The following is a 13,000-nucleotide window of genomic DNA, read 5'->3' as shown; positions in this document are numbered from 1 at the left end:
TGCGGCGAACAGACGGGCGGTCAGCCCGTGAACCAGCGGACCGGGGCGGGCCGGAGGTTCTCGTAGATGTGCTTGGACTCGCGGTACTCGTCCAGGCCGGCGGGGCCCAGCTCGCGGCCGATGCCGGACTTGCCGAAGCCGCCCCACTCCGCCTGCGGCAGATAGGGGTGGTAGTCGTTGATCCAGACGGTGCCGTGCCGCAGCCGGGCGGCGACCCGGCGGGCGCGGGCGGTGTCGGCCGACCAGACGGCGCCGGCCAGCCCGTACTCGGTGTCATTGGCCAGTGTCACCGCCTCCTCCTCGTCACGGAAGGTCTCGACGGTCAGGATCGGGCCGAAGGTCTCCTCGCGTACGACCTTCATGGTGCGGTCGCAGCCGTCCAGGACGGTGGGCGCGTAGAAGTATCCGGTGGCGGGCCGGTCGTCGGACGGCTCGGGCCGCTTTCCGCCGCAGCGCAGCTGTGCCCCTTCGGCCAGTGCGGACGCCACGTACGCCTCGACCTTGTCCAGCTGCTGCTGGGAGACCAGCGGCCCGCACTCGACACCGTCGGCGGTGCCGCGGCCCAGCCTGATCCGCTCGGCGCGGCGGGCCAGTTCGGCGACGAAGCGGTCCCGGACGGACTCCTCGATGATGAGCCTGGCGCCGGCCGAGCAGACCTGGCCGCTGTGGATGAAGGCGGCGTTCAGCGCCTGGTCGACGGCGGTGTCGAAGCCCTCCTCGGTGGCGCAGGCGTCGGCGAAGACCACGTTGGGGTTCTTGCCGCCCAGTTCCAGGGCGACCTTCTTCGCTCCGGCGACGGCCGCGCTCGCGGCCTTGGTGCCGCTGGCGAGGCCGCCGGTGAAGGAGAACAGGTCGACCTGCGGGTGTTCGGCCAGCCGTGCCCCCACGGGCACACCGGGGCCGGTGACGATATTGGCCACTCCGGCGGGCAGACCGGCCTCCACCAGGAGCTTCACCAGGTGGACGGTGGAGAGCGGGGTGACCTCGCTGGGCTTGACGACGAAGGTGTTGCCTGCGGCGAGCGCCGGTGCGATCTTCCAGCTGGCCTGCAGCAGCGGGTAGTTCCAGGGGGTGATCAGCGCGCAGACGCCGACCGGCTCGTGCACGACGACGCTGTGCACGTCGGGCGAACCGGCGTCCACGACGCGGCCGCCGCTCTCGTTCATCACCAGATCGGCGAAGTACCGGAAGGCGTTGGTCACATCGTCGACGTCGACCCGGCCCTCCTCCAGGGTCTTGCCGGTGTCGCGGCTCTCGATGAGCGCGATCTCCTCGCGGTCGCGCTGGAGCAGCTCGGCGACCCGGCGCAGCAGGGCGGCGCGTTCGGCCACCGGTGTGCGTGGCCAGTCGCCGCGGCCGCCCGCGAAAGCGGTGTGCGCGGCCAGTACGGCGGCGTCCGCGTCCTGCGCGCCGCCTTCGGCCACGCTCTGCAGGGGCTTCGCGTCGGCGGGGTCGAGGACCTCCCGTGTGGCGCCGGATGCGGCGCCCCGCCACATCCCGTCTACATGAATGGTCTCGCTTGCCGACACGTGTGTTCTGCCTTTCCTCACTGAACTGATTCCACTGGTTCACACCAGCGGTCTGGTCACCTCCCCGATTGGCCTTTACCTATGCCTGAACATCAACAGAAAGTGATCCGCTTCACTCACCGTGCCTGAATATCCGCGTCCGGTGCGGTCAGGAGCTGAACCCGGCCCGCCCGCCGGAGACCACGGGGCGGCCGCCGCCGACGAGTTCGAAGCGCAGTTCAGCGCCGGATGACGCGGGCTCGGTACCGGGCCCGGAGAGTCGCGGTCCCTCGGAGTTCCAGGCACGCGCCGTGAGACGGTCCCCGGGAAACACCGGGGCGGCGAACCGGCCCTCCAGCCGGACCAGATCGGCCGGATGGGCGCCCACGGCCCGCGCCAGGGGCAGCGTCGCCGCCGCCATCGAACACAGGCCGTGCAGGAACGGCCTCGGCTGTCCGGCCGCCCGTGCGGCCTCCGGGTCGATGTGCATGGCGTGGCGGTCACCGAGCAGCCGGTACAGCGCCGCCTGGTTGGGGGCGGTCGCCACCTCGGCCTCGTGGTACGGCGGTTCGGCCGGGGTGGCCGGTGCGGACGGGCCGCGTTCACCGCCGAAACCACCACAACCCGGGGCGAAGAGCGACCAGGTGGCGACCGCGCAGTCGCTGACCACCACGACCTCGAAGACCGCGGCCGATCCCTTGTCCCACACCTCGCCGACGTACGCCCGCATGGACAGCTTTCCCGAGCGCGGCAGCGGGGACCTCGCCTGGAGCCGCTGGGCGCCGTGGACCGCGGTACGGATGTCGAACGCGCCCAGCGAGCCGAGCGCGTCGGGCGCCCACTGGGCGAGGGTGAGCGCGAACGTCGGCAGGACCCGCAGGCGTTCCTCGAAGACCAGGTCCAGATCGGTGGCGTCGGCGCCGACCGCGAGGGCGTAGAGGATCGCGTCGCGCTCGTCGTAGCTGACGGTGCGCTCCCCCAGCTCACGGCCGCGCCAGGCACCCGCCGGGGTGCGCGGAGGCGCGCTCACGATGCGGCTCCGGGTACGGCTGCGCCCTGCCGGGACGGGGCCGCGGGCGGGGTCTGGTCAGGAGTCCGGCCAGGGGCCGGGGCCAGGACACGGGCTGGGGCCGCCGCCCGCTCGATGTCGTACGTCTGCTTCTGGTCGTACACGGCGGTCAGCTCCTGTCCAGGGCCGTCTTCAGCACTTTGCCCACGGCGTTGCGCGGGAACCGGTCGAGCACCACGACCTCGCGCGGCACCTTGAAGTTCGCCAGCCGCTCCCGGCAGAAGGCGATCACCTCCGCGGGATCGGGGTGCTCGCCCGGCCGGGCGGTGACGTAGGCGCGGCCCACCTCGCCCAGCCTCGGGTCCGGTATCCCGACGACCGCCGCCTCGGAGATCTGCCCGTGCCGCGCGAGCAGTTGCTCGATCTCGGCCGGATAGACGTTGAAGCCGCCGACCAGGAACATGTCCTTCAGCCGGCCGGTGACGGTGAGGTTGCCGTGCTCGTCGAGGCGTCCGACGTCACCGGTGTGGAGGCGGCCCTGGGCGTCGATCGCCTCGGCGGTCGCGGCGGGGTCTTCGAAGTACCCGCGCATCACGTTGTAACCGCCGAGTACGATCTCGCCGTTCTCGCCCGGCCCGAGCCGGTTGCCCGCCGCGTCGAGAACACAGAGGTCCACGCCGTCGACGGCCCGGCCCGCGGTCTCGGCGACGGTCCGCGCGTCGTCGTCGGCGGTGCACATGGAGACCATGCCGCAGGACTCGGTGAGTCCGTACGCGGTGAGCACGGTCAGCCGCAGCTCCTCCCGCATCCGCTCGACCAGCGCGACGGGCACGACGGATGCGCCGGTGACGGCGAGCCGCAGGGACGAGGTGTCGTAGTCGTGGCGGTCCGGGTGGTCGAGGATCGAGGTGTAGATGGCGGGCGGACCGGGCAGCACGGTCACCTTTTCCTCGGTCACCAGCCGCAGTGTCTCCCGTACGTCGAAGACCGGCTGGAGGACCATCGTCGCGGCCCGGCGCAGACAGGCGATGACCCCGGCCTTGTACCCGAAGGTGTGGAAGAGGGGGTTGACGATGAGATAGCGGTCGCCGTGGCGCAGCCCGGCCCGCCGGCACCATGCCTCGTACGCGCGGATGTTCTGGCCGTGCATGGTCAGCGCGCCCTTGGGCCTGCCGGTGGTGCCCGAGGTGAAGAACATGTCGCAGTCGTCCTCTTCGCCGACCTCGGCTGCCCGTGCGTCCGCCGCCTCGTCGGACACCGGCCCGCCCGCGGCCAGGAACTCCTGCCAGCTGCGCGTCCCTTCGGCCGCGTCGCCCCCGAGCAGCACCACGTCGAGCAGAGCGGGCAGCGCGGGGACCGGGCCCGTGCCTGAGTCCGCGTCGGCGGGCAGGTCGCGGAGGTAGCCGAGGTAGTCGTGGCCCAGGAAACCGTTGTCCACGAAGAGGGTCCTGGCCCCGCTCCTGGCCAGCAGCCAGCCGGCCTCCTCGCCCTTGTAGCGGGTGTTGACCGGTACCAGCACGGCTCCCGCGCCGAGCGCGCCCAGCGCGGCGACCACCCAGCGGTGCCCGTTGGGCGCCCAGACCGCCACCCGGTCGCCCGGGACGACACCGGACGCCATCGCGGCGGCGGTGGCGCGCCGGACCCGCAGGGCCAGCTCGCCGTAGGTGAGACGTGTCGCACCGTCGACGAGCGCCTCGGTGTCCGGGTGGCGCCGCGCGGTGTGCGCCAGCACGCCGGGAACGGTGCGGACCGGTTGGTCCTGCGTCATGGAGACCCCTCGTCCGTCGGAATTCTCTTGGATCCAGTGCACTCTAGTTCACCTACCTAACGCTTGGTAGGTTGATCTCGCACCAGCTCCCGGCCGCCTCTGGCGCGGCCGGACCCGGACGGCACGGAGGCGGCTCATGACCATCAGCAACCCGGCGGACTTCACTGGACGGGCAGTCGTCGTCACGGGCGGCACCAAGGGCATCGGATTCGCGATCGCCGAGGCGTTCCTCGGCGCGGGCGCCGATGTCCTCGTGTGCGGCCGCGGTGAACCGGATTCCCTGCCCGCCGCGGGCGGACGCACCGCGGCCTTCCTCGCGGCGGACGTACGCGACCCCGCCGCGGCGGCCGGCCTCATCGAGCACGCGGTGGCCCGGTTCGGCCGTCTGGACACGCTCGTCAACAACGCGGGCGGCTCGCCCGACTCGGACGCCGCGACGGTCTCACCGCGGTTCGTCGAGCGGATCGTCGCGCTCAATCTGCTGGCCCCCTTCTACACGGCCCAGGCCGCCAACCGTGTCATGCGGACGCAGGATGAGGGCGGCTCCGTCGTGAACATCGGCAGCGTCTCCGGGCACGACCCGCAGCCCGGCACGGCCGCCTACTCGGCCGCGAAGGCCGGACTGCTCGGCCTGACCCGCGCCCTGGCGCTGGAGTGGGCGCCGCTGGTCCGCGTCAACCACATCACGACCGGTCTGATCCGCACCGCGAACGCCGCGGCCGTGTACGGCAACGACGGCGGGGCGGCGGTGGCGCGGACCATCCCGATGGGCCGGATGGCCGTGCCGTCCGACGTGGCCCACGCCTGTCTGTATCTGGCGGGCCCGCAGGCGTCGTACGTGAACGGCGCCGACCTCGCGGTACACGGCGGCGGCGACGTCCCGGGCCGCTACCTGGCAGCACGCTCCGGCGAGGCGACAGCCGGGCAGGCGGACTGACGTAGCGCCGGGCGGCCGGGCGGATACCAGGCAGCCGGGCGGATGCCGGGCCGCCGCCCCGCACGTGACCACCCGCGGTCCACCCGCTCGGCTGCCCACTCCAGTGCGACCTTCCGCGGCCCGCGCCGCCCCGGCCCCGGCGCACGACCACCAGCGGCCCCGGGCCGGGCGCCCGCCCCGTGCGGGTACCCCGGTGCACCCACCCCATGCGGGCACCCCGTATGGGCACCCCGTACGGGCACCCGTTCACGGCGCCCGCACGGGGCAGCGTTTCACTGCGCGCCGTACACCGGCTGCGGCGGCTCGGCGGCGGCGAGCAGGCGCCGTGCCGTCTCGCCCGCCTCGGCCGGCGTCCAGCGCGCCCCCTTGTCGGCGCCGGGGCCCGGCCGCCAGCCCTCCATGACCGTGATCCGGCCCGCCTCCGCCTCGAAGACCCGCCCGGTGACTCCGCCGGACGCCCCGGACGCGAGCCAGACCACGAGCGGCGAGACGTTCTCCGGGGCCATCGCGTCGAAGCCGCCGTCCTCGGTCGCGGCCATGGTGTCGGCGAAGACCGTCTCGGTCATCCGGGTACGGGCGGCCGGCGCGATGGCGTTGACCTGGACTCCGTAGCGGCCCAGCTCGGCGGCGGCGACCAGGGTCAGCCCGAGGATCCCGGCCTTGGCCGCCGCGTAGTTGCCCTGTCCCACACTGCCGAGCAGCCCCGCGCCCGAACTGGTGTTGATGACGCGTGCCTCCGGCGTACGGCCCGCCTTGGCCTCCGCACGCCAGTGCGCCCCGGCGTGCTTGAGCGCCAGGAAGTGGCCCTTGAGGTGGACCCGCATGACCGCGTCCCAGCTCTCCTCGTCGATGTTGACGAGCATCCTGTCCCGCAGGAACCCGGCGTTGTTGACCAGGATGTCCAGCCGGCCGAACGCGTCCAGGGCGGCGTCGACCAGCGAGGCGGCGCCCTCCGTCGTGGCGATGTCCCCGGCGTGGGCGACCGCCTGTCCGCCCGCCGCGACGATCTCGTCCACGACATCCTGCGCGGGCCCCGCCGAGCCGCCCGCGCCGTCGAGCCCGACCCCGAGGTCGTTGACGACGACCCGCGCGCCCTCGGCCGCCAGGGCGCAGGCATGGGCGCGGCCCAGGCCCCGGCCCGCGCCCGTGACCACGGCGACCCGCCCCGCGCAGATCCCCCCGCTGTTTCCGGCGCCGCCGTCCGTCGTGCTCCCCGGGCGGGCGCCGGTGCCATCCGCGTGCTGTGACGTCATCTCACTTCTCCTCTTCGGCTGTCGAACGGGCCGGGACGCCGGGCGCCCCCTCCCGCGGTACGCGAACCACTGCTACCTTCTCACCTAACAAATGTTTGGTGGAAAGGTAGCTGATCTGCTCATGGGTGTCTCCACCTCAAGCCCGCTCAATGGCGTCACCGTGGTCACCGTCGACTTCCCCCCGGTCAATGCCCTGCCCGTACAGGGCTGGTACGACCTGGCGGCGGCGGTGCGTGCCGCGGGCGCCGATCCGGACGTGCGCTGTGTGGTCCTCGCCGCCGCCGGGCGCGGTTTCAACGCCGGAGTCGACATCAAGGAAATGCAGCGCACCGACGGCCACGCGGCCCTGGTAGGTGCCAACGGTGGCTGCGCCGAGGCGTTCGCCGCGGTGTACGAGTGCGAGGTCCCGGTGGTCGCGGCCGTGGCGGGCTTCTGCCTGGGCGGCGGGATCGGCCTGGTGGGCAACGCGGACGCCATCGTGGCGAGCGACGACGCGACCTTCGGCCTCCCCGAGCTGGACCGGGGCGCCCTCGGCGCCGCGACCCACCTCGCCCGGCTGGTCCCCCAGCATCTGATGCGCACCCTGTACTACACCTCGCGCACCGCCACCGCTCAGGAACTGCACCACCACGGCTCGGTGTGGGAGATCGTCCCGCGCGCGGAACTGCTGGAGGCCGCCGTGCGGCTGGCGGGCGAGATCGCGGCCAAGGACGGCACTCTGATCCGCCTCGCGAAGGCGGCCATCAACGGGATCGACCCGGTCGACGTCCGTCGCAGCTACCGCTTCGAGCAGGGCTTCACCTTCGAGGCCAACCTGCTGGGCGTGGCCGACCGGGTCCGTAACACCTTCGGAAGCAAGGAGAAGTCGTGAGCACCGACACCCCCGGCGAGACCGGGCAGACAAGGGCCGGGCAGACCGGGCAGACCGCAAGGACGGAACGGTCCGGAAAGATCATGTCGCCGGACGAGATCGCGGGCCGGCTGCGCAGCGGCATGACCATCGGGATCGGCGGCTGGGGCTCCCGGCGCAAGCCCATGGCGCTGGTCCGGGCCCTGCTGCGGACGGACGTCACCGACCTGACCGTCATCTCGTACGGCGGCCCCGATGTGGGTCTGCTGGCCGCGGCCGGGAAGATCCGCAAGCTGGTGGCCGCCTTCGCCACACTCGACTCCATCCCGCTGGAACCGCACTTCAGGGCGGCGCGCCAGCGCGGTGACTTCGAGCTGACCGAGCTGGACGAGTCGATGTTCATGTGGGGGCTGACCGCCGCCGCCCACCGGCTGCCCTTCATGCCGATACGGGCCGGTCTCGGCTCGGACGTGATGCGGGTCAACCCGGAGCTGCGGACGGTCACTTCGCCGTATCCGGACGGCGAGGAGCTGGTGGCCGTACCGGCGCTGCGGATGGACGCCGCGCTCGTCCACCTCAACCGGGCCGACGCCCGGGGCAACGGCCAGTACCTGGGCCCCGACCCGTACTTCGACGACCTCTTCTGCGACGCCGCCGACGAGGCGTACGTCTCCTGCGAACGCCTCGTGGAGAGTACGGAGTTCGCCGATGCGGGCACGCCCCAGACCATGCTGGTCGGGCGGCATTCGGTGACCGGGGTCGCCGAGACCCCGAACGGAGCGCACTTCACCTCCTGCGCGCCCGACTACGGGCGGGACGAGCCGTTCCAGGCGGCGTACGCGAAGGCCGCCGCCGACCCGGACGCCTGGCGGGAGTTCACCGCACGCTTCCTGTCCGGTGACGAGGACACCTATCAGGCCGCGGTCGCGGCGTTCGCCGAGGAGGGCGCATGAGCACACAGGACGCCACCACCGAGGGGCGGAGCGATGTCACCCGCGCCGAGTACTGCGTCGTCGCCTGCGCGGAGGCGTGGCGGGGGGACGGGGAGATCCTGGCCAGCCCGATGGGTACCGTCCCGTCGGTCGGTGCCCGGCTCGCCCGGCTGACCTTCTCGCCCGATCTGCTGCTCACCGACGGCGAGGCGCTGGTGATCGGCGACGTCCCCGCCATCGGCGCCGCGCCCGAGGTCGTCGAGGGCTGGCTGCCCTACCGGCGGCACCTGGCCATGGTGACCGGCGGCAAGCGGCACGTGATGATGGGCGCCAGCCAGCTCGACCGGCACGGCAACCAGAACATCAGCTGCATCGGCGACTGGAAGCAGCCCGCCAGGCAGCTCCTCGGGGTGCGCGGCGCCCCGGTCAACAGCATCAACAACCCGACGAGTTACTGGGTGCCGCGGCACTCCACCCGGGTGTTCGTCGACAAGGTCGACATGGTGTGCGGTGTCGGCCACGACCGTGCGGCGGCGGCCGGACCGTCCGCCACGCGCTTCCACCAGCTCCGCCGGGTCGTCACGGATCTGGCCGTGCTGGACTTCGAGACGCGGGACCGGACGCTGCGTGTGCGGTCGCTGCACCCGGGGGTGAGTGTGGAGCAGGTGCGCGAGGCGACCGGGTTCCCGCTCGCGGTGGCCGATGACGTACCCCGTACCCGCGAGCCGAGCGCGGAGGAGCTGCGGCTGATCCGTACGGTGATCGACCCCGCGGGGCTGCGCGACCGCGAGGTGCGGACGTGACCGGCGACAGCGGCGGGGCGGGCCCGGCCGCCACGCTGTCCACCCCGCTCACCGAACTGGTCGGGGTACGCCATCCGATCGTGCAGACCGGCATGGGGTGGGTGGCGGGCCCCCGCCTGGTGTCGGCGTCGGCCAACGCCGGGGCCCTGGGCATCCTGGCCTCGGCGACCATGACGCTGGAGCAGCTCCGCTCGGCGGTGCATGAGGTCAAGTCCCGTACGGAGCAGCCCTTCGGCGTCAATCTGCGGGCCGACGCGGGCGACGCCACCGACCGGGTGGACCTCATCATCGAGGAGGGCGTACGGGTGGCGTCCTTCGCGCTCGCACCCTCCGAGGCCCTGATCGGCCGGCTGAAGGACGCGGGCGTGGTGGTGATCCCGTCCATCGGCGCGCGCCGGCACGCCGAGAAGGTGGCGGCGTGGGGCGCCGACGCGGTCATCGTGCAGGGCGGTGAGGGCGGCGGGCACACCGGTGAGGTCGCCACCACCGTGCTGCTTCCGCAGGTGGTCGACGCGGTGGACATCCCCGTCGTCGCGGCGGGCGGCTTCCGTGACGGCCGCGGTCTGGTGGCCGCGCTCGCCCAGGGCGCGGCGGGCGTCGCGATGGGCACCCGCTTCCTGCTCACGTCGGACAGTACGGTCCCGGACGCGGTGAAGGCCGAGTATCTCGCGGCGGGGGTCAAGGACATCACCGTCACCACGAAGGTCGACGGGCTGCCGCACCGGATGCTCCGTACCCCCCTGGTCGCCTCGCTGGAACGCTCGGGACGGCCCGCGGCGTTGCTGCGGGCGCTGCGGCATGCCGCCGGTTTCAAGGCGCACTCCGGCCTCGGCTGGGCGGAGATGGTCCGCGACGGCCTGGCCATGAAGCACGGCAAGGACCTGACGTGGAGTCAGGTGCTGCTGGCGGCCAATACGCCGATGATGCTCAAGGCGTCCATGGTGGACGGCCGCCCCGATCTGGGGGTGATGGCGTCGGGCCAGGTCGCGGGGCTGATCGACGATCTGCCTTCCTGCGCCGAGCTGGTCGGCCGGATCATGTCCGAGGCGCACGGGACCCTGCGGTCCCTGGCCGCGCTGGAAGCCACGTCCGCCGTCCCCGAGGCGCCCGCCGGGGCCGGCTGAGACCGCTGGAGCACGGGGCCCGCACGAAGGCGGCCGTGCCGTTCCCGACACTCCCAGGTGTCGGGAACGGCACGGCCGCCGGCATGCGGGACGAAGGGTGTGTCAGAGGCGCTCGATGATGGTGACGTTGGCCTGGCCGCCGCCCTCGCACATCGTCTGCAGCCCGTAGCGCCCACCGGTGCGCTCCAGTTCGTGCAGGAGCGTCGTCATCAGCTTGGTGCCGGTCGCCCCGAGCGGGTGGCCCAGCGCGATGGCGCCGCCGTTGACGTTGACCTTCTCCGGATCGGCGCCGGTCTCCTTCAGCCAGGCGAGCACCACCGGAGCGAACGCCTCGTTGATCTCGACCAGGTCCATGTCGTCGATGGACATGCCGGCCTTCTTCAGCGCGTACGCCGTCGCCGGGATCGGCGCGGACAGCATCCGGATGGGGTCCTCACCGCGCACCGAGAGGTGGTGGATACGGGCCCGGGGCGTCAGCCCGTGCTCGCGTACGGCCCGTTCGGATGCGAGCAGCATGGCCGACGCGCCGTCGGAGACCTGGGACGAGACGCCCGCGGTGAGCCGGCCGCCCTCCACGACGGGCTTCAGTCCGGCCATCTTCTCCAGGGAGGTGTCCCGGCGCGGCCCCTCGTCGGTGGTGACATCCCCGTAGGCGACGGTCTCGCGGGCGAAGCGCCCCTCGTCGATGGCCCGGAGCGCGCGCTGGTGCGAGCGGAGCGCGAACTCCTCCATGTCGGTGCGGGAGATGCCCCACTTCTCGGCGATCAGCTCGGCGCCGTGGAACTGGTTGACCGGCCGGTCGCCGTAGCGCGCCCGCCAGCCCTCCGACCCGGCGTACGGCCCTTCGGTCAGCCCCAGCGGCTCGGCCGCCTGCCGGCTCGCGAAGGCGATGGGGATCATCGACATGTTCTGGGTGCCGCCCGCGACGACGAGGTCCTGGGTGCCGGAGAGCACGCCCTGCGCCGCGAAGTGCACGGCCTGCTGGGAGGATCCGCACTGCCGGTCGACGGTCACACCGGGCACCTCCTCGGGCAGCCCGGCCGCCAGCCAGCTCGTCCGGGCGATGTCCCCGGCCTGCGGGCCGACGGTGTCCAGGCAGCCGAGGACGACGTCCTCGACGGCGGACGGGTCGATGCCCGAACGCTCCACGAGCGCCCGGAGCACGTGCGCACCGAGGTCGGCGGGGTGGACGGCGCTGAGCCCGCCCTTGCGCCGCCCGACCGGGGTGCGTACCGCTTCGACGATGTATGCCTCGGCCATGACTGCTCCTCCATGGGGAACCTGGTGATGCCGGCCGTCCGGCGAACGGCGGCCGGTCTATGGGTGCTGGTGGGGCCCGGACGCGATGCCTTCGAGGACCATCGCGAGGTACTGGCGGGCGATCTCCTCCGGGCTGTGCTGTCCGCCTGGCCGGTACCAGCTCGCGGCGACCCAGACGGTGTCGCGCACGAAGCGGTAGGTGAGGCGGACGTCGAGATCGCCGCGGAACACTCCTTCGGAGACGCCGCGTTCGAGCGTGCCGAGCCAGGCTTTCTCGTACTTCTCCTGCGAGTCGGCGAGATAGCCGAAGCGCGGCTGCACGGAGAGGTACTTGGACTCCTTCTGGTAGATGGCGACCGCGGCGCGGTGCCGGTCGATCTCCCGGAAGGACTCGGTGACAAGGGCTTCGATGGTCTCCCTGGGGCCGAGACCCGATGCGAGTACGGAGTCGTAGCGGGCCCACAGCTCGTCCAGGAAGGTGCTCAGGATTTCGTCGAGCATCGACTCCTTGGAGTCGAAGTGGTAGTAGAGGCTGCCGGCCAGGATGCCGGCCTCGTCCGCGATCTTGCGCACCGTGGTGGCGTTGTAGCCCTGGGCCGCGAACACCTCGGCGGCGGTGGCGAGCAGCTCCCTGCGCCGCGCGGGCGAGGGACTCACGTCAGTCTTTTTCTTGGCGGCAGCCACATTTTTGTCGGCGGGCGCATTCTTGGGAGTAGGCACAGACCCATTGTCGTTCCCCGCTCACGCGTGCTGACTGCTGACCGACACGGTCTCGCCCGTCATGTACGAGGAGTAGCCGCTGGCCAGGAAGACGATGACGTTGGCGATCTCCCACGGCTCCGCGTACCGGCCGAACGCCTCGGCCTCGGTGAGCTGTTCGAGCAGCTCGGGCGTGGTGACCTTCACCAGGTGCGGGTGCATGGCCAGGCTGGGCGAGACCGCGTTGACCCGTACGCCGTACTCGGCGGCCTCCACCGCGGCACAGCGGGTGAGCGCCATCACGCCGGCCTTCGCCGCGGCGTAGTGGGCCTGTCCTCGCTGGGCGCGCCAGCCGACGACGGAGGCGTTGTTGACGACGACTCCCCCGCCGCCGGAGGCCCTCATCCGGCGCAGCGCGGCGCGGGTGCACCGGAAGGTCCCGTTGAGGGTGACGTCGATGACCTTGTCCCACTGGGCGTCGGTCATCTCAGTCAGCTCGGCCGTGCCGCCGAGCCCCGCGTTGTTGACGACGAGGTCGAGCCGGCCGTGCCGTTCCTCCGCGAGGTCGAAGAGGGCGCCGACCTGCTCCTCGTCGGTGACGTCGCAGGCGGCGCCGGCGACCCGGTCGGCGCCGAACTCGTCCGCCAGCGCCTGCACGGTCTCGTCGAGACGGCGGGCGTGGCTGTCACCGAGGACGACGCGGGCGTCCTCCTCAAGGAACCGGCGTGCGGTGGCGCCGCCGATCCCCGCGCCCGCGGCCGCGGTGATCACCGCGGTCCGGCCGGCGAGCAGCTGGTGCCCGGGGAGGTACTGCGGGGGCTTGTTCACGGATGTCCACCTCGCGATGCGGTCCGCTG

13 protein-coding genes are annotated in these 13,000 nt (G+C 72.5%); 5 read left to right on the top strand and 8 right to left on the bottom strand.

Going from position 1 to position 13,000, the window contains the following annotated elements; genetic code table 11:
- Window positions 1-20: 20 nt before the first annotated feature.
- The 4 genes from OG510_RS35650 to OG510_RS35635 form a co-directional block, all read right to left on the bottom strand.
- Window positions 21-1,496, bottom strand: a complete 1,476-nt coding sequence (locus OG510_RS35650) for an aldehyde dehydrogenase family protein (RefSeq protein ID WP_406142717.1) — start codon at window positions 1,494-1,496, stop codon at window positions 21-23.
- A 181-nt stretch (window positions 1,497-1,677) separates the two neighbouring features.
- Window positions 1,678-2,538 (bottom strand): MaoC/PaaZ C-terminal domain-containing protein, encoded by an 861-nt coding sequence (locus OG510_RS35645; RefSeq protein WP_406142153.1) that lies wholly within the window; start codon window positions 2,536-2,538, stop codon window positions 1,678-1,680.
- Complete coding sequence (locus OG510_RS35640) at window positions 2,535-2,681, bottom strand: hypothetical protein (protein ID WP_406142152.1); 147 nt, start codon at window positions 2,679-2,681, stop codon at window positions 2,535-2,537. The genes OG510_RS35645 and OG510_RS35640 overlap by 4 nt, the downstream gene beginning before the upstream one ends.
- Window positions 2,682-2,686: 5 nt before the next feature.
- On the bottom strand, window positions 2,687-4,285 hold the full coding sequence (locus OG510_RS35635; protein ID WP_406142151.1) for a FadD3 family acyl-CoA ligase: 1,599 nt from the start codon (window positions 4,283-4,285) through the stop codon (window positions 2,687-2,689).
- A gap of 136 nt (window positions 4,286-4,421) precedes the next feature.
- On the opposite strand from OG510_RS35635, the gene OG510_RS35630 reads away from it, so the two are divergent.
- Entirely contained in the window at window positions 4,422-5,222 is an 801-nt protein-coding gene (locus OG510_RS35630; protein WP_406142150.1) for an SDR family oxidoreductase, read from the top strand.
- A 272-nt stretch (window positions 5,223-5,494) separates the two neighbouring features.
- Here OG510_RS35630 and OG510_RS35625 read toward each other — a convergent pair whose 3' ends face one another.
- Window positions 5,495-6,475 (bottom strand): SDR family oxidoreductase, encoded by a 981-nt coding sequence (locus OG510_RS35625; protein WP_406142149.1) that lies wholly within the window; start codon window positions 6,473-6,475, stop codon window positions 5,495-5,497.
- A gap of 121 nt (window positions 6,476-6,596) precedes the next feature.
- Here OG510_RS35625 and OG510_RS35620 point away from each other — a divergent pair, with 121 nt between their 5' ends.
- The 4 genes from OG510_RS35620 (at window position 6,597) to OG510_RS35605 (ending at window position 10,184) form a co-directional block, all read left to right on the top strand.
- Window positions 6,597-7,346 (top strand): enoyl-CoA hydratase family protein, encoded by a 750-nt coding sequence (locus OG510_RS35620; protein WP_406142148.1) that lies wholly within the window; start codon window positions 6,597-6,599, stop codon window positions 7,344-7,346.
- 83 nt (window positions 7,347-7,429) lie between these two features.
- Window positions 7,430-8,278, top strand: a complete 849-nt coding sequence (locus OG510_RS35615; protein ID WP_406142715.1) for a CoA transferase subunit A — start codon at window positions 7,430-7,432, stop codon at window positions 8,276-8,278.
- Window positions 8,275-9,060 carry a CoA-transferase subunit beta gene (locus OG510_RS35610; protein WP_406142147.1) on the top strand — a complete coding sequence of 262 codons (786 nt, stop codon included), beginning with the start codon at window positions 8,275-8,277 and terminating at the stop codon, window positions 9,058-9,060. Before OG510_RS35615 ends, OG510_RS35610 begins: the two co-directional genes overlap by 4 nt.
- 35 nt (window positions 9,061-9,095) lie before the next feature.
- Window positions 9,096-10,184, top strand: coding sequence for an NAD(P)H-dependent flavin oxidoreductase (locus tag OG510_RS35605; protein ID WP_406142713.1), 1,089 nt, complete (start codon window positions 9,096-9,098; stop codon window positions 10,182-10,184).
- A 102-nt stretch (window positions 10,185-10,286) separates the two neighbouring features.
- Here the strand turns inward: OG510_RS35605 and OG510_RS35600 are convergent, their stop codons facing one another.
- The 3 genes from OG510_RS35600 to OG510_RS35590 are packed head-to-tail and all read right to left on the bottom strand — an operon-like array spanning window position 10,287 to window position 12,971.
- Window positions 10,287-11,444 (bottom strand): acetyl-CoA C-acetyltransferase, encoded by a 1,158-nt coding sequence (locus tag OG510_RS35600; RefSeq protein ID WP_406142146.1) that lies wholly within the window; start codon window positions 11,442-11,444, stop codon window positions 10,287-10,289.
- 57 nt (window positions 11,445-11,501) lie between these two features.
- Window positions 11,502-12,128, bottom strand: a complete 627-nt coding sequence (locus OG510_RS35595; protein WP_164266992.1) for a TetR/AcrR family transcriptional regulator — start codon at window positions 12,126-12,128, stop codon at window positions 11,502-11,504.
- A gap of 57 nt (window positions 12,129-12,185) precedes the next feature.
- Window positions 12,186-12,971 carry an SDR family oxidoreductase gene (locus OG510_RS35590; RefSeq protein WP_406142145.1) on the bottom strand — a complete coding sequence of 262 codons (786 nt, stop codon included), beginning with the start codon at window positions 12,969-12,971 and terminating at the stop codon, window positions 12,186-12,188.
- Window positions 12,972-13,000: the final 29 nt, after the last annotated feature.

Source organism: Streptomyces sp. NBC_01089 (genome assembly GCF_045162975.1).
Lineage (GTDB): Bacteria > Actinomycetota > Actinomycetes > Streptomycetales > Streptomycetaceae > Streptomyces.
The sequence above is the reverse complement of the archived record's forward strand: the minus strand, read 5'-3'. Positions and strand labels throughout refer to the sequence as shown.